Genomic DNA, 20,074 nt, shown 5'->3' with positions numbered 1-20,074 from the left:
TAAAAGCCACTTCACTATGACTACCACATTTTACGAAGGCCCATATAGTATCTCCACGGATACTGATAAACTGAATGTTGACCTGATTCATCAATTCCTCAGCACAGCGTCTTACTGGGCACAGGATATTCCGAAGGAACTCGTGGAAAAATGTATTGCCGGATCGCTTTGCTTCGGGCTATACCATGGCACTGACCAGATTGGTTTTGCGCGACTTATCACAGACCAGGCATCATTTGCCTACCTGGCAGATGTATTTGTACTGCCGGAATGGCGCGGCAAGGGCCTCTCGAAGTTTCTCATGCGCACCATTATGGATTATCCTTCCCTCCAGGGCTTACGCCGTTGGATGCTAATGACTTCTGATGCACATGGCTTATATAAGCAATTTGGATTTGGACCGCTGGAAGACACGAGCAAACTGATGAACCTCAGTTACGCTAATCCATATACGAAAAAATCCTCTTAAAGACAGCCTTTTTACATACCTTCCCGGTCTCAATCTTAGAACCTATGCAATATTCTGCTAACTGGTGGCGGGAAAAGCTGCAATTGCAGTCACATGTAGAAGGCGGCGCCTTTCGGGAAACATACCGTTCTGAATGGATGCTGGACATGAGCACCCTTCCTGCGGGTATGTCTGGCAACCGCAATGCCTCCACTTGTATCTATTTCCTGCTGGAATATGGAGAGTTCTCCGCATTTCATCGCATCGCTGCCGATGAAATCTGGCATTTCTATGATGGTACTACCCTCACCATTTATGAAGTGGAGCCGGGAGGAAACCTAATCACCCATAAACTGGGAAGGGATATTGATAAAGGGGAAAGTCTGCAGGTAATCATTACTGCGGGTAACTGGTTTGCTTCCCGTACAGAAGTTCCGGGTGGTTTTTCCTTAACTGGTTGTACGGTAGCTCCGGGTTTTGATTTCGCGGATTTTGAGCTGGCCGACAGATCTGCTCTTCAGGCAGCATATCCGCAGCATACCGCCCTGATTGGCGAACTTACGCGATAAGCGCATAGTCTTTGTTTAGAGCCGTACCAACCTGGTACTGGCATGGATTACATGGTATCTTTCTTTATCTTTCAGTTATGAAGAAGATTATTTACATAGTTGTATTTGTGGTAGTTGCCATGCTGATGTTCTGGCTGGGCCGCTTTTTTGGCAATAAGAACATCAGTCAGCAGATTATCTCCAACAGCACTATTGTAAAGGAGATAGCAGAACTCTCCAGTCTGGATGTGCAGGGCAGTGCCAGTATCAAACGGAGCAACCTGGAGGAAGGTTCCAGCGACTGGACGGATAATCTTAAAAAAACATTCCTTGAAAATACGGTCTGGGTAACGATTCCATATGAAGCAAAATATGGCGTGGATATCACCGAGAATAATTTTAAGGTTAGCATTGCGCAGAAACATATCATAGTGGAGCTTCCGTCTCCCAAACTACTCAGTTACGAATTAAAGGTAGACAAAATGGAAACCGCCAACCGTAAAGGGTGGCTCCTCTCCCAGGATGATGAAACTTATACTGGGGTTCAGAAGAAACTATACCAGACTTCCCGGGCGCAACTGGAAAGCAGTCCTGTTTATATACAGCGTTCCAAAAACAAGATTATCGCTATTATGCGGGAATATTATGCCCCTTTCCTGAAGGATCATACTCTGGAGGTACGTTTTGAAGGGGATACTGTACATGTTGTCAATAATCCTAAACTGCCATAATCAGGCGGCAATAAACTTCACCAGGCTTCTTTTCGCCACCGGCAATAATGTTTCATTAATCGGCAGTACTAACTTTGTTTCCACGCAGTACACTGCGGGATTGGGTAGCTGCTGGTACTGCCGGATCAGCTGTCCTTTGATATATTCGCAGGTGTGCATCAGATCTTTATTGTAGGAGTCCATGTAATGCATATGGATTCCTCGGAATTTCTCATCATGCCTTTCGAAGATGGTCAGTCGATAGTTGTATACAAGTGTTTCCCTGTACCGGCCATCGATAAGCAGCATGTATCCCTCACCGGTTTCCAGTGGTACCAGGCCAACCGGGGATATATTTAAGCGCCCTTCCACAAATTCATAGAGTTCTGTTCCATCTTTAATGGTGCCATTCATTTCTTTCATGGCATACTCAATGATTTCTTCCATTTCCTGCATTAACTCATCATCAGCTATGATTTGTTCATAGAGCAGCTGTAGCTTTTCCAGGTTGATAGCAGAGAGTTTCTTTGGAAAACTTTGCTGAAGAAACTGTTTGTTATCACGAAATGCCACCAGGTTATTATAGTGGAAGATGATATCCGCCAACTGCGGATAAAGTTTATGTTCGTTGAAGTAACGGTTGATGTCCTGGAGATATGCGAGCAGCGTATATTTTTTCAGCTCAAAGTCTATGTAGCCGTCTGCAAACCAGGTATCGCTCAAGGCTCCCATAAAAAAATAATTTAATGGATTCTACTATTAAATTACGAATAAAAACTGGCAAAAATATCCTAAAATTCATGGTAAAGGGGTTTTGAAAATAATTTTTTTATTGCATATAAAGCGAAGCTGGGAGGGGATTTAAGGGATTAGCATGTATAAAAAAACATAAAAAAGATGAATATTTTCTTATCCTACCTTTTTTATTAGCTTAATTTTCATATCTTCAGTATATTATTTTTCATTTTTTTAATTCAGTTAACATGAACATTTACGTAGCCAACCTTCATTACAGGTTGAACGATGAAGATCTTCATCAGATTTTCAGCGAATTTGGAGAGGTTACCTCCGCTAAGATCATCAAGGACCATGAAACTGGTCGCTCACGCGGTTTCGGTTTCGTGGAAATGCCTAATCAGGAAGAAGGAGCTAAGGCTATGGAAAGTTTGAATGGCAGTGAGATTGACGGCAAACAAATCACGGTAAACGAAGCAAGACCAAAACAACCGAACAATAATTTCAGAGGTGGTGGAAACAATCGTGGTGGCGGAGGATATGGTGGTCCTCGCGGCGATCGCGGTGGACGCTACTAAGTCATTTTTTTCTCGGTAAAGCTGTTAAAAAAATTAAAGGGAGGCCAAATTGGCTTCCCTTTCTTATGCAATAAATCATTGATTATCAACATAAAAAAAACTCGTCATTTACAATGACGAGTTTTTTTTATGTTGATACATGCGTTCGCGCTGGATGCGCAACCTGCATCTACCTGATATATTAAATACCTCTTTTCGGATCGAAGTTTTCCAGTTCCTGTGCTACAGCAGTCAGGAAGGTAGCGCCGAGAGAGCCGTCAACAATACGGTGATCGTAAGACATGGACAGGTACATCATATGTCTGATCGCAATACTGTCGCCCTGTTCGGTCTCAATTACTACCGGACGCTTCTTGATGGCGCCTACCGCCAGGATAGCTACCTGTGGCTGGTTAATGATAGGAGTACCCATCAGGCTACCGAAAGTACCTACGTTGGTCAATGTAAAGGTACCGCTCTGGGTATCTTCTGGTTTCAATTTATTGTTACGTGCGGCGTTGGCCAGGCTATTCACCTGTTTGGTAATACCTACCAGGTTCAGCTGGTCTGCATATTTAATAACCGGAACGATCAGGTTACCGCTAGGTAATGCAGTCGCCATACCCACGTTGATATCTTTCTTGATAATGATCTTATCGCCATCGAGGGAGCAGTTGATCAGTGGGAAACGTTTGATACATTTCACGATAGCCTCGATGAAGAGTGGTGTGAAGGTTAACTTCTCCCCTTCTCTCTTTTCGAACTCACCTTTCATGCGATCGCGCCATTTCACCATATTGGTTACATCTGCCTCTGCGAAGCTGGTCACGTGCGGGCTTACCTGCTTGCTCATCACCATGTGATTGGCAATCAGTTTACGCATACGATCCATTTCAATGATTTCCACATTACCGCTATAGGTAGGAGAAACCACAGTCGCAGGCGTTGCAGCCGGGCGTTGTGCAGCAGCGGCGGCTGGCGCCGGAGCAGCTGGAGTAACTACTTCCGCAGTTACTTTACCTTCCTTACGGTCGGCCACATATTGCAGGATATCCTTTTTGGTTACTCTTCCTTCGGTACCGCTACCTGGGATTTTCTCCATTTCGGCGAAGCTAACACCTTCTTGTTGGGCAATGGTAAGCACCAACGGGGAATAGAAACGGGTACCACCAGCGGCTGGCGCAGGAGTGGCTTCGGCGGGTGCAGCTGCCACGGGAACAGGTGCAGCCGTAAATTTCGGTTCAGTAGTTACAGGGGCAGCAGGAGCCGTATTAGCGCCGGCTTCGGCATTGGTATTAATGCGGGCGATTACAGTTCCAACTGGAACTACATCGTTCTCAGAAAACAGGATCTCAGCAATTTCGCCTTCTGCAACAGAAGGAACTTCGCTGTCCACCTTGTCGGTAGCAATTTCCAGCACGGTTTCATCCACTTTTACGTGATCTCCCGGCTTTTTATGCCAACGCAGGATGGTAGCTTCCATGATGCTCTCCCCCATTTTCGGCATTACCAGTTCTACAATAGCCATAAGATTGATTTTAGCTTGATTTGAGCTTAATTTAGTGCGCAACAAAAATAAGGGAATTAGATCAATTCAGGCCTTCCGGCTCCAGCTCTAAAATAAGCTTCCTCAATTCGTTCATTGCATATACGGCCGCCATCTGGGTATTTCTTTCCCGATCGTACCGTAAAGTATACTTGATAGTTACCGTTTTTTCCTGCGAACCCACTGCTATCCAGACAGTTCCAACAGGTTTCTCCTCACTGCCGCCAGTAGGGCCCATAATTCCGGAAATAGCCATGGCATAATCCACTTCCAGCAGATCTAGTGCGCCGGCCAGCATTTCACGGACAGTTTCCTCACTGACTGCCCCATGAGCGGCTAGGGTTTCCTTTTTTACCCCCAGCATCTTCATTTTCATTTCATTGGAGTAGGTAATAGCGCCGCCTTTGTAATAGGAACTACTCCCGGAAATAGCCGTAATCCAGCTACCAATAAGACCTCCGGTACAGCTTTCCGCCGTTCCTACGGTTCTATTTCTTGCCAATAGGATACGCCCCAGCACCTCTCCCATGGAAATATCCTGGTCTATGACCACAATATCTGCCAGTCGCTCCTTTAATTCCGTGAAGTACATAGACAGTTCAGTAGCTGTACTGAGTTTATCCTTTCCGTGAGCCGTCAGGCGCAGTTTCAGCAAACTGTAGCTGGGAAGATAAGCCAGCTTGATATGTGGAGGTAATTTCGCTTCGAAGTCAACCAGTCTTTCTGCTACGAAAGACTCTCCCATTCCGGAGGTAATCAATGTATGGTGTACTACAGCCGGGGTGCTGAAATGCATTTCCAGGCGTGGGAGCACATAATTTTCCATGATTCCTTTCATTTCATGCGGTACGCCAGGCATGGAAACGTAGATCTTTCCATCCTTTTCGAACCACATGCCAGGAGCGGTACCGCGTTCATTGGGAATAACCGTGGCGGCTTCCGGTACCAGCGACTGATCTACATTTCGCTGGAGGATAGGTAATCCTCTGCTTTCGAACATATAGAGTACCCGTTGCAGGGTTTCGCGGTCTTGCACCAGTCGGGTCTGGAAATATTCACAGAGGGTAGGCTTTGTGATATCATCAGCAGTGGGGCCGAGGCCGCCTGTCATGAGCACCACATCCGACAAGGCAGCTTCTTCTGCCAGTGTGGAAAGGATATCTTCCCTTACATCGCCAATGGCTACACGACGATGTACCCAGATACCCATGCCATTGAGCTGTTGCGCCATCCAGGCAGAATTGGTATCAATGGTTTGACCGATGAGCAGCTCATCCCCGATGGTAATGATGCTGACAGTTATTTTATCCACTTTACGTTATTTTTAATTGAAAAATGGTTCCAGGCGTTCTTTCAGCACCTGTGGGAGGCCGGATTTTTGTCTGGTCTTCACATCTATAAATACCAACGTAGTGACGCCTACATTGAGTAATTCCCCTTTTTCATTGTACAATTCACTGTGAAACTGGATCTTGGAACTTTTCGGCAGTTCTTTCAGTATAGTCTTGACCGTGATGAGATTATCATAAAAAGCCGGCCGGAAATATTTTACATTTAATTCTGCCACCGGCATCATCACCCCTTGTTCCTCCAGCTCTCTGTAAGTAAAGCCCAGTTCCCGGATGGCTTCTGCCCTTCCTACTTCGTAGTAAAGGCCATAATTTCCGTAATAGAGATATCCCATCTGGTCTGTTTCGCCATATCTCACGCGTATGGTGGTTGTACTAATAAACATGGTCCATTCTTTTTAATATCAGGCAATCAGATTATCTATGGAAACCTTACCAGGTCCTACGAAGAGGATGGTACAAAAGGCGGCCAGGTACATAATCGGTAGTTCTATTTTATCAATTGGCTCATTTGCATGAATCACAAAAATAATGACTGCCATGCATATAATAAGCGGTACGCTGGCGAGCCGGGTCAGTAATCCCAGTATCAGGAAGATGGCACAGGCCACTTCCGCAAAAATGGTAATACCCAGCGAAAGGGTATGTCCTACATGCAAGGGATCAGGAAACGAATTCTTTTTGGCCTCAAAATGAATCAATTTTGGCCATCCGTGTAACAATATCAATCCCCCAAAAACCAGTCGTAGCACAAGCATCGAGAAATGAACAGCACCATTCGTAAAGCCGGCAGAAAAAAGTTTTCGCATAGTAGGTAAGGTTTTTGCTAATAAAAATCTTTCTCACAAGATAACGTAATGGCCTATGTCGGCTATACGGAGTTATCCACATTGTTAAGAACACGTTCAAAAAAGAATGGATATAACTTATATATTTGCTCCTAACCGTTCTGTCATGGCTACATTTTCCTGCAGCCCAATGAGGAATTGCGGAATAGAGGATCATGTAACAGCAATAATCGCCCGGCTGAAAAATATTTCCGCTGGGTATTCGTTTTAATCGCATATTCAAGATAACAAGCAAACATGCAGGTCATAAGAAAAATTTTTGTTCCCGGACATCTGTACTTATCCCTAATCGCCTTTGCAGGCGCCAGTGTAGCAGGCATCCCCGCAGCACAGGCCCAGCAAACCCGCATATATACAGATCCGGAGAAAGCGTTCAAAGATGCGCAGCAATATTTCCAACACGGGAAATATGCAGTGTCCATGCAGCTCTTCAAGCAGACTATCGACAATATCGATTACTGGCATGAAACCAATCGCGATCTTGTCAAATCAGATGCGTACTACTATTACACCTCCTGCGCACTGAAACTGCAACAAGCCAATGCAGAGCAACTCGCGCTGGATTACCTTAAAAACTTCAACAACAATGCCCGCGAACAGCTGATCAGCTACCAGCTGGCGAAATACTATTTCCACGCCAACAAACTCAAAGAGGCCATTCCATACTATGAAAAGGCCAGTATCGACAATCTCTCCAATGATGAAATTGCCGATGCCAAATTTGAACTGGCGTATTGCTATTTCAATGTAAAGGACTTTAAAAAGGCCCAACCGTTGTTTGCTTCCATCAAAGAAATACAGGGAAAATATTATCTCCCTGCCAATTACTACTATGGATTCATTGCATACAACAACCGCCAGTACAACGAGGCCCTGAACAGCTTCCAACGCGTGGCAAATGACCCTAAATACAGCAACGTAGTACCTTACTATGTCGCTGAAATTTATTACTTCCAGGGCAAAACGGATCAACTGATTGCATATGGCGAACCATTAATCAAAAAAGGTGGCCAATACTATGAGGCTGAACTGAAACAACTGCTCGGTAAAGCTTACTTCGAGAAAAAGGACTATAAAAAAGCGTTGCCCTATCTCCAGGAATTCCAGGACAACTCCGACGACGTAAGAAATGAAGATATTTATCAGTTGTCTTATTCCTATTACCAAACTGGCAATCTCCAGAAAGCTATCAGCGGATTCAAACAACTGAGCAGCGCAAAAGATTCCCTGGGACAGAACTCAATGTATCTGTTGGGCGATTGCTACCTTCGTACCGGTCAGAAAACGAATGCCAGAAACGCTTTCGCCTTCTGTGCCAATAATAGTTCTAATGCGCAACAACAGGAAATCTCCCGCTTCAACTACGGTAAACTTTCCTATGAACTGGGATATCCAGATGCTGCACTCAGTGAATTGACACAGTTTGTAAAAACTTATCCAAATTCAACTTACAATAAAGAGGCCCGTGAAATCATGGTGAATCTCTTTATGAACTCCAATAACTATAAGGAAGGTCTGGCTACCATCGAAATGATTCCTGATAAAAACCAGACTGTTCTGAAAGCATACCAGAAAGTGGCTTATGGCCGCGCTACGCAGCTCATCAATGATGGCCAGCTGGCGGAAGCGGATCGCCTCCTGGATATTGCTATCAAAAATCCTTACGATCAGCAGATCAAACAACTGGCTTACTTCTGGAAAGGAGAAATTGCATTGCGCCAGAATAAAACAGAATCAGCGATCACCAATCTGAATACTTACCTGAGCAATACGGCAGTACTCTCTGGTGAAGCAAACGCTCAAACCGCCAGCTACAACCTGGGTTACAGTCTCCTCAAACAAGATCGTTTCAGTGAAGCGCTGCCTTGGTTTGAATCCGCTCAGAAAGCCAGCGGCCCGAATGCGCAGCGTATCAGTAACGATGCACTGCTCCGTAGTGCGGACTGCTACTACATGATGCGTCAGTTCCCTAAAGCGCTGTCGTTATATGATAAAGCTATCAACAACAATGATCCGGGCGCTGATTATGCCACTTATCAGAAAAGTATCATCTTGGGATTACAGGGTAAACAAACAGAAAAGCTGGCACTGTTGAAGCAACTGGGCAACAAATTCCCAAATAGTAATTTTGGCAATGAAACAGATATGGAGATCGCCAATACTTATCTGTCTGCCGAAAAATTCAATGAAGCCATTCCTTACCTGGAAAATGTATTGCAAAAGCAACCTAATGGCGCAAATACTCCGAGAGCATTGCTGAAACTGGGTCTTTGCTATTACAACAAGGATAATGAAACCAAAGCGCTGAGTTATTATCGTCAGGTGGTGGAAAAATTCCCGGGCTCTCCGGAAAGCAATGAAGCCCTGCAAAGCATTCGTTCTATTTATGTTGGTCAGGGGAAGACGGATGACTATCTGGCCTTCCTGAAAGCTAATGGAAAAACAGTAAGCGCATCGGCTGAAGATTCCCTGGCATATGCCGCCGCTGAAAGTCGCTTTACTAATAATGATTGTGCAGGCGCGATTGTGGCATTCAATAACTACATCCGTAAATACCCTGACGGTCAGTTTATCCTGCCGGCTAACTTCTATAAAGCAGAATGTAGCTATAACAATAAAGACTATACGACGGCCCTGCCAGCGTATGAGTTTGTATTGTCCCGTAATACCAGCTTGTACGCAGAACGCTCTGCCCTCCAGGCTGCCAACATTAACTATTATCAGGTTAAAAACTACGAGAAAGCAAGAAATTACTATCTGCAACTGCAAGACCTGGCCACCAGCAAAGAAAACAGCATGGCTGCCACTCGCGGCCTGCTGCGTAGCAACTACATGCTGAAGCGCTGGGACGATGTGACCAACTACTCAGAGATGCTGCTGGCCGGTAGCAACAACAGCACCGACGACCAGATTCTCGGTCACTTCTATCACGCAAAAGGGCTTAAACAACAGGGCCAATATGCAGCAGCAATTACTGAGTTCAAGACGGTAACGGGTCTTACTAAATCTGAAATCGGAGCAGAAGCCCGTTATGATATTGCCGATGCTTACTTCCAGCAAAATGAACTGGATGCTGCAGAGAAAGCCGGATTCGATGTCATCAAAAATACCGCTTCATACGAATACTGGGTTGCGAAAGCATATATCCTGCTGGGCGATGTTTACTCCAAACAACAGGATTATTTCAATGCAAAAGCGACTTATCAGAGTATTGCCGCCAATAGTAGCATTCCAGAGCTGAAACAGGAAGCAAAGGATAAACTGGCGAAAGCGGAAGCAGACGAAAAAGCTGCCGGCAAGAAAAAGAAATAATATTTCGTATCAGCATCCGGCAACGGATTTTAAGCAAATGACAGCATGAACATTCAGAACATATATCACAAAGGATTTTTCTTATTAGCTGCGATGGGACTCTCAGCAGCAGCCGTACAACAAGCGACGGCACAAGCGAAAGACTCCCTGAAACAGGAAACTATCGATATTATTTCCACTTACCAGCCCCGTTTGCGCGATGCCGCCAAACTGAATCTGACAGCATCATTGCCAGGTGTGGATACTGCCCGTCCTTCTCTGAAGTACGAAGTACCTTCCCTGAACCTCAGTTTCGGATATCAGGCCGCTCCGCTGAAACCACTGGCACTCGGTAAAGATTCACTGGATCTGCTCCAAAACAATTTCGTAAAACTGGGATATGGTAACCTGAGTACGCCATATGTACAGGCCGGATTTGGTAGCGGCAGACATGAAAATTATAACTATGGCCTGTTTGTAAACTATACCTCCTCCAAAGGGAAAATAGAAAATCAGGACTACAGTACACTGAATACACTTGCTGCCGGGACTTATTTAATCAATAAATTCCAACTGAATGGCAGTCTCGCCTACGATCGTAATACCGTACACTATTATGGCTATGATCACAACAGCGGCCCCGTTGAGAAAAGCAGCATAGCGCAGCATTTCAACCAGATCACTGCCACTGCCTCCGGTAAGAATCTGCCTGGGAATGACTGGGCATTCAGCTTCCAGCCGAAAGTGAAGTTTATCTACTTCAGCGATAACTATAAGCGAAATGAAAGTGCATTCCAGCTGAATGTGCCTATTCGCAAACAGATTTTTGAAAATATCTACTTGCAGGCAGAAGGCGTATTTGACCTCTCCACCTACAGAGAAGATAATCTGAAAGCCATCAACAACAGTATAGTGGCTGTTCATCCGGCTGTAGATGTGGTGTATCCAGGGTTTGTACTCCATGCCGGCGTAAATCCAACCTGGAGCAATACGCCCGGCGTCAGCAAATTTTACCTGTTGCCAGACATCGTGAACGAAACGCACCTGATTCGCAAAAAGCTGATCCTCAGCAGTGGATGGATCTCTTACATCGAAAAAAACAACTACCGCACACTTACCAACCGCAATCCTTTCTTCCTGGGATCGCTGGACGGTATGCAGAATACCCGCGTAGAAGAAAAATATACAGGGATCAAAGGTACCTTGGGTAGTCATTTCAACTATAACACCAAGTTCGCCAGCGTAACCTGGTATAATCTGCCACTATTTGTTAATGATACGCTGAATGCCAGCCGTTTCATTACTTTGAACGAAGCGGAAATGCGCGCGTTCCAACTGCATGCAGAAGTGGGCTATATCCAGGAAGAGAAATTACAAGTGAGAGTAGCTTTTGACTGGTTTAACTACAACAAGCAGGAATCCCAGATTAAACCTTGGGCATTGCCAGCATTCCAGGGGAACCTCTCTGCTTCCTACCTTCTCATGAAAAAGCTGCACCTCAACGCAGAACTGTATGCGCTGAGCGGCGCTTATTACATGAATCCAAACAAAGTGGATTTCGGTAAAACCAAAGGCGCATGGGACATGAATTTGGGTGCATCATTTGATATCACCAAGAATTTTGGTCTCTGGTTAAATGCAAATAATATCTTTAATACGCAGTACCAGCGCTACTACCTTTATCCATCCTATGGCTTTAATATAGTTGGTGGGTTGCTATTTAAGTTCTAAATTACATATTGGTAATTAAGAGATTGTGTGGGCTGATTAAGGAACGAAGCGTTACTGCGCTTCGTTTAGTGACCAACAAAATCGAAGATGTCGATTTATACGTCGCAGACAATAAATAATTTGTAATATCACCTGGAAAAGTTGGCATCTTCGATGTCAACTTTTCCAGGTTCCGCTCTCGGGCGGCAGCTACCACAGGTATCAATATTATATAATGACTTTAAGTCAGCCCTGTTTCGCCCAATAGTAATAAGTACGAATCACTATGATTTTACAGCAATATATCCAGGAAGTCCTCTTCAGACAGCGTGTTTGCGTGATTCCCCAGTTAGGCACCTTTACCTTACAGCATTTTCCTGCCCAATATAATGTTAACACACAAACCCTGACACCACCATGGGATCAGGTATTATTCAGTCAGACCTATCAAGATGATGGTTCCTGTCTGGAATGGATTGCCCTTAAAGAAAACCTCGTCCCTTCCGTTGCCCAGCGCAAACTGGAAAAGTACCTGGAAGAAATGAAAGAGGAGCTTCGTACCGGCAAACCCATGGAATTGCCTGGAATTGGCACTTTACAGGGAGATTTCGCAGGAAATATCCACTTTTTTGCTATTAAACTACCTGTTTCACAAGCATCTCTCGACCTGCATCCAATTCGTGAGCAGCAACCGGAAGAGACTCCGGTAGCCCCTCCTCCTCCTGCCGAACCGATAGAACCTATCATGACTGAACAGGTGGAAAACACATTGGAAGCGATTGAAGAAGAAGGCGGTTTTAAATGGTGGTGGGCCGTAATTCCTGTTGTAGTTATTCTGGCAGGCGTTGCTGCTTGGTGGTATATTACTTATCAGTCCAAACCGGTTCAACCCGAGGTAATAAAAGATACGCCGGTATTACCTGTTGCAAAACCGGATTCTATCGCCACTCCTCCCGCAGACACCACTGTACACGCTGCTCCGGTAGACAGTACAGCCGCTGCTGCGCCTATTGTTGCACCAACGGCAACGGATACACTGCATTATGTAGCAGTTTATTTTACCACGAAAGACAGTGCAGATGCCGCTAAAAAGCAGCAGCGTCAGAAAAACTGGGGCAGAGAGGTAATGATGTATTTTAAAGATGGTAAATACAGACTGGCAGTACAAATCAATGATGCCGATACTGCGGAAGCCATTAAGAAAGTAAGAAAAGACTTTGGTACCCAGGCGTTCCTGGAGAAGCCATAATATAACGGATACGACTATCTGTTAAGTTCACCGGCTACAATTTCCAACCCTTCAGCGAAGGTATGGGGATTGTAGCCGAGTTCTTTTTCCGCCTTTTCAGTTACCAGACCTGTTTTGGCAGGACGGGCAGCAGGCTGGGAAAGACTCTTGGAGCTGATTTTTTCAATAAAATTGGTATCCAGGTTGAAATAGTCCGCCGTTTTAATAGCCATATCATAAGGCGACAGCGTTTCATTACCAGAAATATTGAATATGCCGGTCGCTTTCTTATCTACAATGAGCTTACAACCAATGGCCAGATCCTGGCAAAGAGTAGGCGTACGGAACTGGTCGTCTACTACTTTGATTTTTTTCTGTTGTTGCAGATTATTTTTCACCCAGGTAATCATGTTACTGCGTTGTGCATCGGTTGCAACGCCATATACCAACACTGTTCTGGCGATGGCCCAGGTAAGTTTGCTGTTATGGACGATCCTTTCAGCAGCTACCTTACTAGTACCATAATAATTGATGGGGTTTACAAGATCTTCTTCCGTATAAGGCCCTTTAAGCCCATCGAATACAAAATCTGTAGATATAAATAGGAAATACGCATTCACTTTTTCGGCTGCCTGTACCAGGTACCGTGTAACGCCTACGTTCATATCCCAGCAGGCATCCTTATTTTTTTCACATTCATCCACTTGTGTCATCGCGGCACAATGAATGATGATTTCCGGTTTATACTTATCAATGAGATTCGCTGCTGCTCCGGGAGTACGAAGATTAGCTGCCTCATAAATGTAATTGTCGCGCTCAGGAATACGGTTGGGACCTCTTCCGGTAGCTATTACATTAAATTGTTTGTCCTGTAGAAAAAGAGGGATCAGATGCTGACCCAATAAGCCGTTACTGCCTGTTATTAGTACGTTCATAAGCCTTAATCATACACTATCTCTAAAGATACTAAATTTTTCCGCTATTCGCTAAATGAAAAACGACTGCCATTAGCAGTCGTTTTTCATTCTATGAGAGAAGAGGATATTACTTTCTCATTCCCAGGTTATACATGGTGAATGACCAGATATCTGCCGCTTCATCAATTACTTTAGAAGTGGGCTTACCAGCGCCGTGTCCAGCCTGCGTATCGATACGGATCAATACTGGATTTGGGCCGGCGTTATCTGCCTGCAGTGTAGCTGCAAATTTGAAAGAGTGAGCAGGCACCACGCGATCATCATGATCGGCAGTTAAAACCATTGTAGCCGGATAAGATACGCCTGGTTTCAGGTTATGCAGCGGAGAATATTTGATCAGATACTTGAACTGTTCAGCGTTATCGCTGCTACCGTATTCCGTAGCCCAAGCCCAACCGATGGTAAATTTCTGGAAGCGGAGCATATCCATTACGCCTACTGCCGGAAGTGCTACTTTAAATAGCTCAGGACGTTGTGTCATACAAGCGCCAATCAGCAGACCACCATTAGAACCGCCACGGATAGCTATTCTGGAAGGATTTGTATATTTTTCTTTGATCAGGTATTCCGCAGCACCGATGAAGTCGTCAAATACATTTTGTTTTTTCTCCATCATACCTGCTTTATGCCATGCTTCTCCGTACTCGCTTCCGCCGCGTAAACATACAACAGCGTATAGGCCTCCCTGTTCCATGAAATAAAGATTGGAAACACTGAATGATGGCGTCTGCGGTATATTAAATCCACCATATCCATAAATCAATACCGGATTATTGCCATCCAGTTTGAAGCCTTTCTTACCGGAAAGGAACATAGGCACTTTTGTACCATCTTTACTGGTAAAGAAAACCTGTTTGGTTTCATATTCATCTGGGTTGAATTTTACTTCTGCTTTGTTAAACAGTGTAGACTTGCCCGTAGCGATATCATATTTATATACTGTTGCCGGCGTTACATAGGAAGAGTAGGTATAATAAAATGCCTTTTCATTCTTTTCTGCGCCAAATCCGCCAGCCGAACCGATGCCAGGTAACTTTACTGGTCTCTTGTTCTTGCCGTCGAGGTCATATTGAACAATATAGGAAGACGCGTCCTTTAGATAACTCAGGAATAACTTACCGCCGCCAGTGCCTACGCTTTGCAGGGCTTCCGGCGTTTCTGCCACGATTGTTTTCCAGTTGCTCTCTTCCGGATGTTTCGGATCGATTTCTACAATTTTGTAATTAGGCGCATTATGATTGGTACGAACCAATAATTTATCGCCGTTATTTTCAATCACTGCCGGTTCGAATTTAAAACCAGGGATGAGGACGGAGAAATCTTTCTGAGCGGGGTTCTTCAGATCCCATACCCGGATTTCTTCGCCGGAAGTACCTTCAGAGAGGCTCAGCACAAGAAAGCGTTCATCCTCAGTTACGGAGAGACCGGCATTTCTGAGCGGATGTTCTTTATCCTGGAAAATCAGTTGATCTTTTTCCTGTGTATCCCCTACTTTATGGAAGTATACTTTATGGAATTCATTCTTCCGGGATAATTTATTGGCTTCATCCGGTTTATCATAGCGACTGTAATAGAAACCATCTCCTTTCCATGAAATACCGCTGAATTTAATCCAGTCCAGTTTATCGGAGAGGAGTTGTTTGGTGGCTACATCCATTACATAGCCCTCTTGCCAATCGGACCCTGCTTTAGCAATCAGGTAGGCTGCGTACTTGCCATCTTTGGAAAAAGAGAGGGCGCCGAGAGCGGTGGTACCGGCGGCAGACAGCTTGTTGGGGTCAATGAAAACTTCTGCAGGTCCGCCGGGAGTCGTGCAACGATAGAGTACTGACTGATTCTGGAGTCCATCATTTTTGTAGAAATAATAATATTTCCCTTTCTTGAATGGAGCAGATGTCTTGGGATAGTTGAGGAGTTCCTCTAATCTTATTTTCACATCATTTCTGAAGGAAATTTTGGAGAGATAATCTTGTGTAACCTTGTTTTGGGCGTCTACCCAAGCTTTAGTTTCCGGGGAATTATCGTCTTCCAACCAGCGGTACGGGTCAGCAATTTTGGTCCCGTGGTAATCATCCGTTACATCGATTTTCTTTGTCTCCGGATATTTGATTTCGCTGTGATGCTGTGCCATGGCCTGTCCCGTCATAAAAGTCATACTCATAATCAGCAAGGTCTTATTAGATTTTTTAAACATGCCTATAATTTTTAAAAAAAGATGCTACTTTGTTTGATGAAAATTAAAAATTTAGGTTATTTCATGAGATAACAGTTAGAAAACAATTCCAAAATGTTATTTTTGTGCGCCCTTAAGATATTTTTTTAGCAATTTATATGAAAAAGTTGAACAACATTGCAGTCCTTACCTCAGGAGGAGATGCTCCTGGCATGAACGCCGCAGTTCGTGCAGTTGTAAGAACGGGCATTTATCATCAGCTGAATGTGTATGGCGTGATGTACGGCTACAGGGGAATGTTAACAAATGACATTTTCAGGATGGAGTCTAAATCAGTGGCCAATATCATTCAGCGCGGAGGCACCATCCTAAAGACCGCCCGGTGCAAAGAGTTCTATGAATATGAAGGGCGAAAAAAGGCTTATGAGAATCTGAAGAGACACAACATTGATGGACTGGTCGTAATAGGTGGAGACGGTTCATTTAATGGTGCGCAGAAATTCAGCCAGGAATTTGATATTCCTTGTATAGGCTTGCCTGGTACTATTGACAAGGACATTGCGGGCACCGATTTCACCATAGGTTTTGACACAGCTGTCAATACTGCGGTGGATGCGATCGACAAAATCAGGGATACTGCTGATGCACACGACCGACTATTTGTCATTGAAGTTATGGGCCGGGATGCCGGTTACATTGCATTACACAGCGGCATCTCTACAGGTGCAGAGCATGTGTTAATGCCAGAACGCAAAACAGAAGTAAACGAAATTATTGAAGAACTGCAGGCCAACGAACGTCGTAAAAAGCTCGTTAACCTTATTGTGGTGGCAGAAGGTGATGAAACCGGAGGCGCCAACGAAGTAGCCCGCAGAATTAAAGAAGCCTGTCCGCAACTGGATACCAAAGTGACCATCCTTGGTCATATTCAACGTGGCGGATCTCCTACCTGTCAGGACCGTATCCTGGCAAGCAGATTAGGATATGCCGCTGTAGAAGCGCTCCGCGAAGGTATTCACAACGTCATGGTGGGTGTAGTGAACGACAAAATTCAGTATACTCCGCTCGATAAAGCGGTGAAAGCAAAACAGGAAATTGACCCCGAATGGTTTAAGATTGTTAAAATTCTTGCGAGTTAAAAAATAAGACTTATGAGTACAAAGGACCTTTCCAAATACTATCACAAGCAGATGGACAATGCTGCCGGTAGAGAACATTCTTCCCACAAAACTAAGATTGTGGCTACCGTTGGTCCAGCTAGTGATACCTATGACAAGTTGTTGGAACTAGTTAGAGCAGGTGTGAATGTTTTCCGTTTAAACTTCTCCCATGGCTCGCATGAAGACAAACTGCGCATCATTGAATACATCCGTCAGATCAATAAAACGGAACCTTACAACGTAGCCATCCTGGCCGATTTACAAGGTCCTAAACTGCGTGTGGGCGAAATCGAGAATAATGCACTCCCACTGAAAGCCGGCGATATCCTTACTTTCATCAATGAGAAAGTAGTGGGTAACATGGAAAAAATTTATGTTTCCTACCCTGACCTGTATAAAGATCTTAGACCCGGCCAGAAAATTTTGCTGGACGATGGTAAAATTGAAACAGTTGTTAGAGAAATCACAGCTGCAGGCGAAATCAAAGCAGAAGTAACCCTCCCGGGCGTACTGTCCTCCAAAAAAGGATTTAACCTGCCTGATACCAAAGTTTCCCTGCCAGCACTGACTGAAAAAGATATCATTGACCTCGAATTCATCATCGACCATCAATGTGATTGGGTAGCGCTTTCCTTCGTAAGAAGCGTTAAAGACCTGATCGATCTGCGCAAACGTCTGGAAGCACGTGACTCTAAAATGAAGGTGATCTCTAAAATTGAGAAACCTGAAGCGATTCAAAACCTGAAAGAAATTATCTGGGAAAGCGATGGCGTGATGATCGCCCGCGGTGACCTCGGCGTTGAACTGCCAGTGGAACAAATCCCAATGATTCAGAAAGATATTATCCGCAAATGTATCCACCGCGCAAAACCTGTGATCGTGGCTACTCAGATGATGGAGAGCATGATGGACCGTACCCGTCCTAACCGTTCTGAAATCACCGACGTTGCGAATGCCGTACTGGAAGGCGCAGACGCAGTAATGCTCTCCGGCGAAACAGCTACCGGCCAGTTCCCGGTACTGGTAATCCAGACCATGAACAAAATTATCCAGGAAGTGGAAAAAGAGGCCATCATCTACAATCGTAACCTGATTCCTCACCGTCACTCTCCTACCTTCCTCAGTGATGCACTTTGCTACAATGCATGTAAAATCGCAGAAGACCTGGATGCGGATGCACTGATTGGTATGACACAAAGCGGTTACACCGGTTTCATGCTGAGCTCTTACCGTCCACGCTCTCCGCTGTATGTATTTACCAAAGAAAGAACACTGGTAAATCAGCTGAGCCTGAGCTGGGGCGTACGCGCCTTCTTCTATGAAGAAGAAGAAAGCCTGGATGATATCGTATTCGATCAGATCAATATCCTGAAAGAAAGAGGTTTCATCAAACCAGGCGATGTAGTGGTAAATACCGGTAGTACCCCAGTGAAACTGCATCTGGCTACCAACACATTGAAAATTACCAGAGTAGAATAGTAATAATTCCTGGTAAACAGGATTTAAGATAAGAAAAGCCCCCGTTGGAAATTCCAGCGGGGGCTTTTTATGAATCAGATGTATTTAATTACCCAGCCTTGCTGACAGCCGCTTTAGGCAAAGTCAGCAGATAGATGATAAGTGCCACTGTAATAAGGGCTGTACCAGCTACGCAGACACCTGTCCACTTGCCTACAGACCATACCCATAGCCCAATACCGGAGCCCAGAGAGGTACCGATAAAACTAGTGGTCATAAATACAGTATTCAGGCGGTTTCTGGCAGATGGAATTAATGCGTACACTCTTGTCTGGTTAGAAACGTGAATTGCCTGTAACCCCAGATCTATTGCGATAATGCCCACAATAATGCCGATAATCTCCGTTCTGAAGAGGAAGAAAAGAAAGTAACCTGCAAACAGGAAAATAATGCCATATCCCACAGCTATGCGGGGATTCTTCTTATCTGCCACACGTCCTACCAACGGAGCGCCAAGGGCGCCAGCGGCAGCGGCCAATCCCATCAGCCCAATTTTGTCACTCTGATAAAAGAAGGGCGCATCCGACAACAGAAAGACCACCGTTGTCCAGAAAAGGCCAAACATAGCGAAGCTGCAGGCATTAATGGCAGAGGCTTCTCGTAACACCGGTTGTTCCTTGACCAATGTGATCAATGATTTCATTAAATCCCCATAAGTGCCTTTAAATGTAGGCTCCGTCTTCGGAAAGGAAAACATCATGACCAGCGCTAATAATCCGCTGATAGCAGCCGCAATCCAGAACATCCCTCTCCATCCCAGATGATGCCCGATAATACCGCTGAGTGTTCTCGACAATAAAATCCCTATTAATAAACCACTCATGACCGTTCCGATCACTTTACCACGATTGTTGTCGCTACTTAGCGTGGCTGCCAGCGGGAGTATCAGCTGTGGCACCACTGAAGTAAATCCGATCAGCAGGCCGGTTACTTTCAACATGGCGATATTATTGGACATCGCTGACGCGACCAGCGCCACCGAGGAGGCCAATGTCATAGTAATAATTTGCTTTTTCTTTTCCAACATATCTCCCAGGGGCACACAAAACAATAACCCCAGGGCATATCCTACCTGCGTGAAAAAGGTTACCTGTCCCGCATTAGATTCTGAGACACCGAATTCATCACTCATCAATACCAGCAAAGGCTGGCTATAGTAAATATTTGCGACGATCAAGCCCGTACAAAGTGCCATTACGGCTATATTCCATCTGCTAAGCGCCATAGTTTCCGATTTTTGATGTGCAAAGATAGTTGAAAGCCTAAAACTCTCGGA

Annotated in this window: 17 protein-coding genes; 9 read left to right on the top strand and 8 right to left on the bottom strand. The window is 44.8% G+C overall.

The annotated features are described in order from the left end of the window. Positions 1-16 precede the first annotated feature (16 nt). From CLV59_RS11585 to CLV59_RS11575, 3 genes are all read left to right on the top strand, one after another. Positions 17-469 carry a GNAT family N-acetyltransferase gene (locus tag CLV59_RS11585; RefSeq protein ID WP_111592188.1) on the top strand — a complete coding sequence of 151 codons (453 nt, stop codon included), beginning with the start codon at positions 17-19 and terminating at the stop codon, positions 467-469. Between the two features lie 44 nt (positions 470-513). Then, positions 514-1,017, top strand: a complete 504-nt coding sequence (locus CLV59_RS11580) for a cupin domain-containing protein (RefSeq protein WP_111592187.1) — start codon at positions 514-516, stop codon at positions 1,015-1,017. A 77-nt stretch (positions 1,018-1,094) separates the two neighbouring features. Further along, positions 1,095-1,727: a DUF4230 domain-containing protein gene (locus CLV59_RS11575; protein ID WP_111592186.1), complete on the top strand. Its 633-nt coding sequence runs from the start codon at positions 1,095-1,097 to the stop codon at positions 1,725-1,727. Here CLV59_RS11575 and CLV59_RS11570 read toward each other — a convergent pair whose 3' ends face one another. After that, a complete protein-coding gene (locus tag CLV59_RS11570; RefSeq protein WP_111592185.1) occupies positions 1,728-2,438 on the bottom strand; it encodes an HAD family hydrolase in 711 nt (236 codons plus the stop codon). Positions 2,439-2,689: 251 nt separating this feature from the next. Here CLV59_RS11570 and CLV59_RS11565 point away from each other — a divergent pair, with 251 nt between their 5' ends. Beyond that, positions 2,690-3,019: an RNA recognition motif domain-containing protein gene (locus tag CLV59_RS11565; RefSeq protein WP_111592184.1), complete on the top strand. Its 330-nt coding sequence runs from the start codon at positions 2,690-2,692 to the stop codon at positions 3,017-3,019. Between the two features lie 181 nt (positions 3,020-3,200). Here CLV59_RS11565 and CLV59_RS11560 read toward each other — a convergent pair whose 3' ends face one another. The 4 genes from CLV59_RS11560 to CLV59_RS11545 all read right to left on the bottom strand — a co-directional run bounded on the left by CLV59_RS11560 (position 3,201) and on the right by CLV59_RS11545 (position 6,702). After that, positions 3,201-4,526 carry a dihydrolipoamide acetyltransferase family protein gene (locus tag CLV59_RS11560; RefSeq protein WP_111592183.1) on the bottom strand — a complete coding sequence of 442 codons (1,326 nt, stop codon included), beginning with the start codon at positions 4,524-4,526 and terminating at the stop codon, positions 3,201-3,203. A 61-nt stretch (positions 4,527-4,587) separates the two neighbouring features. Continuing rightward, positions 4,588-5,856, bottom strand: coding sequence for a CinA family nicotinamide mononucleotide deamidase-related protein (locus CLV59_RS11555; RefSeq protein ID WP_245950855.1), 1,269 nt, complete (start codon positions 5,854-5,856; stop codon positions 4,588-4,590). Positions 5,857-5,868: 12 nt separating this feature from the next. Next, on the bottom strand, positions 5,869-6,279 hold the full coding sequence (locus CLV59_RS11550; protein WP_111592182.1) for an acyl-CoA thioesterase: 411 nt from the start codon (positions 6,277-6,279) through the stop codon (positions 5,869-5,871). An 18-nt stretch (positions 6,280-6,297) separates the two neighbouring features. Next, positions 6,298-6,702, bottom strand: coding sequence for a DoxX family protein (locus CLV59_RS11545; RefSeq protein WP_111592181.1), 405 nt, complete (start codon positions 6,700-6,702; stop codon positions 6,298-6,300). Between the two features lie 276 nt (positions 6,703-6,978). On the opposite strand from CLV59_RS11545, the gene CLV59_RS11540 reads away from it, so the two are divergent. From CLV59_RS11540 to CLV59_RS11530, 3 genes are all read left to right on the top strand, one after another. Beyond that, positions 6,979-10,053: a tetratricopeptide repeat protein gene (locus CLV59_RS11540; RefSeq protein WP_111592180.1), complete on the top strand. Its 3,075-nt coding sequence runs from the start codon at positions 6,979-6,981 to the stop codon at positions 10,051-10,053. 45 nt (positions 10,054-10,098) lie between these two features. Next, positions 10,099-11,763: a TonB-dependent receptor gene (locus tag CLV59_RS11535; protein WP_111592179.1), complete on the top strand. Its 1,665-nt coding sequence runs from the start codon at positions 10,099-10,101 to the stop codon at positions 11,761-11,763. Between the two features lie 265 nt (positions 11,764-12,028). Continuing rightward, the gene (locus CLV59_RS11530; protein ID WP_111592178.1) at positions 12,029-12,991 is read left to right on the top strand and encodes an HU domain-containing protein; all 963 of its coding nucleotides are present in this window, start codon (positions 12,029-12,031) and stop codon (positions 12,989-12,991) included. A gap of 14 nt (positions 12,992-13,005) precedes the next feature. Here the strand turns inward: CLV59_RS11530 and CLV59_RS11525 are convergent, their stop codons facing one another. Then, positions 13,006-13,905: an SDR family oxidoreductase gene (locus tag CLV59_RS11525; RefSeq protein WP_111592177.1), complete on the bottom strand. Its 900-nt coding sequence runs from the start codon at positions 13,903-13,905 to the stop codon at positions 13,006-13,008. Positions 13,906-14,014: 109 nt separating this feature from the next. Beyond that, on the bottom strand, positions 14,015-16,141 hold the full coding sequence (locus tag CLV59_RS11520; RefSeq protein ID WP_245950854.1) for a prolyl oligopeptidase family serine peptidase: 2,127 nt from the start codon (positions 16,139-16,141) through the stop codon (positions 14,015-14,017). 137 nt (positions 16,142-16,278) lie between these two features. Here CLV59_RS11520 and pfkA point away from each other — a divergent pair, with 137 nt between their 5' ends. Both pfkA and pyk read left to right on the top strand, forming a co-directional pair. Then, positions 16,279-17,259, top strand: coding sequence for a 6-phosphofructokinase (pfkA, locus tag CLV59_RS11515; RefSeq protein WP_111592176.1), 981 nt, complete (start codon positions 16,279-16,281; stop codon positions 17,257-17,259). A gap of 12 nt (positions 17,260-17,271) precedes the next feature. Beyond that, on the top strand, positions 17,272-18,759 hold the full coding sequence (pyk, locus tag CLV59_RS11510) for a pyruvate kinase (RefSeq protein WP_111592175.1): 1,488 nt from the start codon (positions 17,272-17,274) through the stop codon (positions 18,757-18,759). Positions 18,760-18,847: 88 nt separating this feature from the next. Here the strand turns inward: pyk and CLV59_RS11505 are convergent, their stop codons facing one another. Beyond that, positions 18,848-20,023: an MFS transporter gene (locus tag CLV59_RS11505; protein WP_111592174.1), complete on the bottom strand. Its 1,176-nt coding sequence runs from the start codon at positions 20,021-20,023 to the stop codon at positions 18,848-18,850. Between the last annotated feature and the right edge of the window lie 51 nt (positions 20,024-20,074).

The organism is Chitinophaga dinghuensis (assembly GCF_003259435.1).
Classification (GTDB): Bacteria; Bacteroidota; Bacteroidia; order Chitinophagales; family Chitinophagaceae; genus Chitinophaga; species Chitinophaga dinghuensis.
The sequence above is the reverse complement of the archived record's forward strand: the minus strand, read 5'-3'. Positions and strand labels throughout refer to the sequence as shown.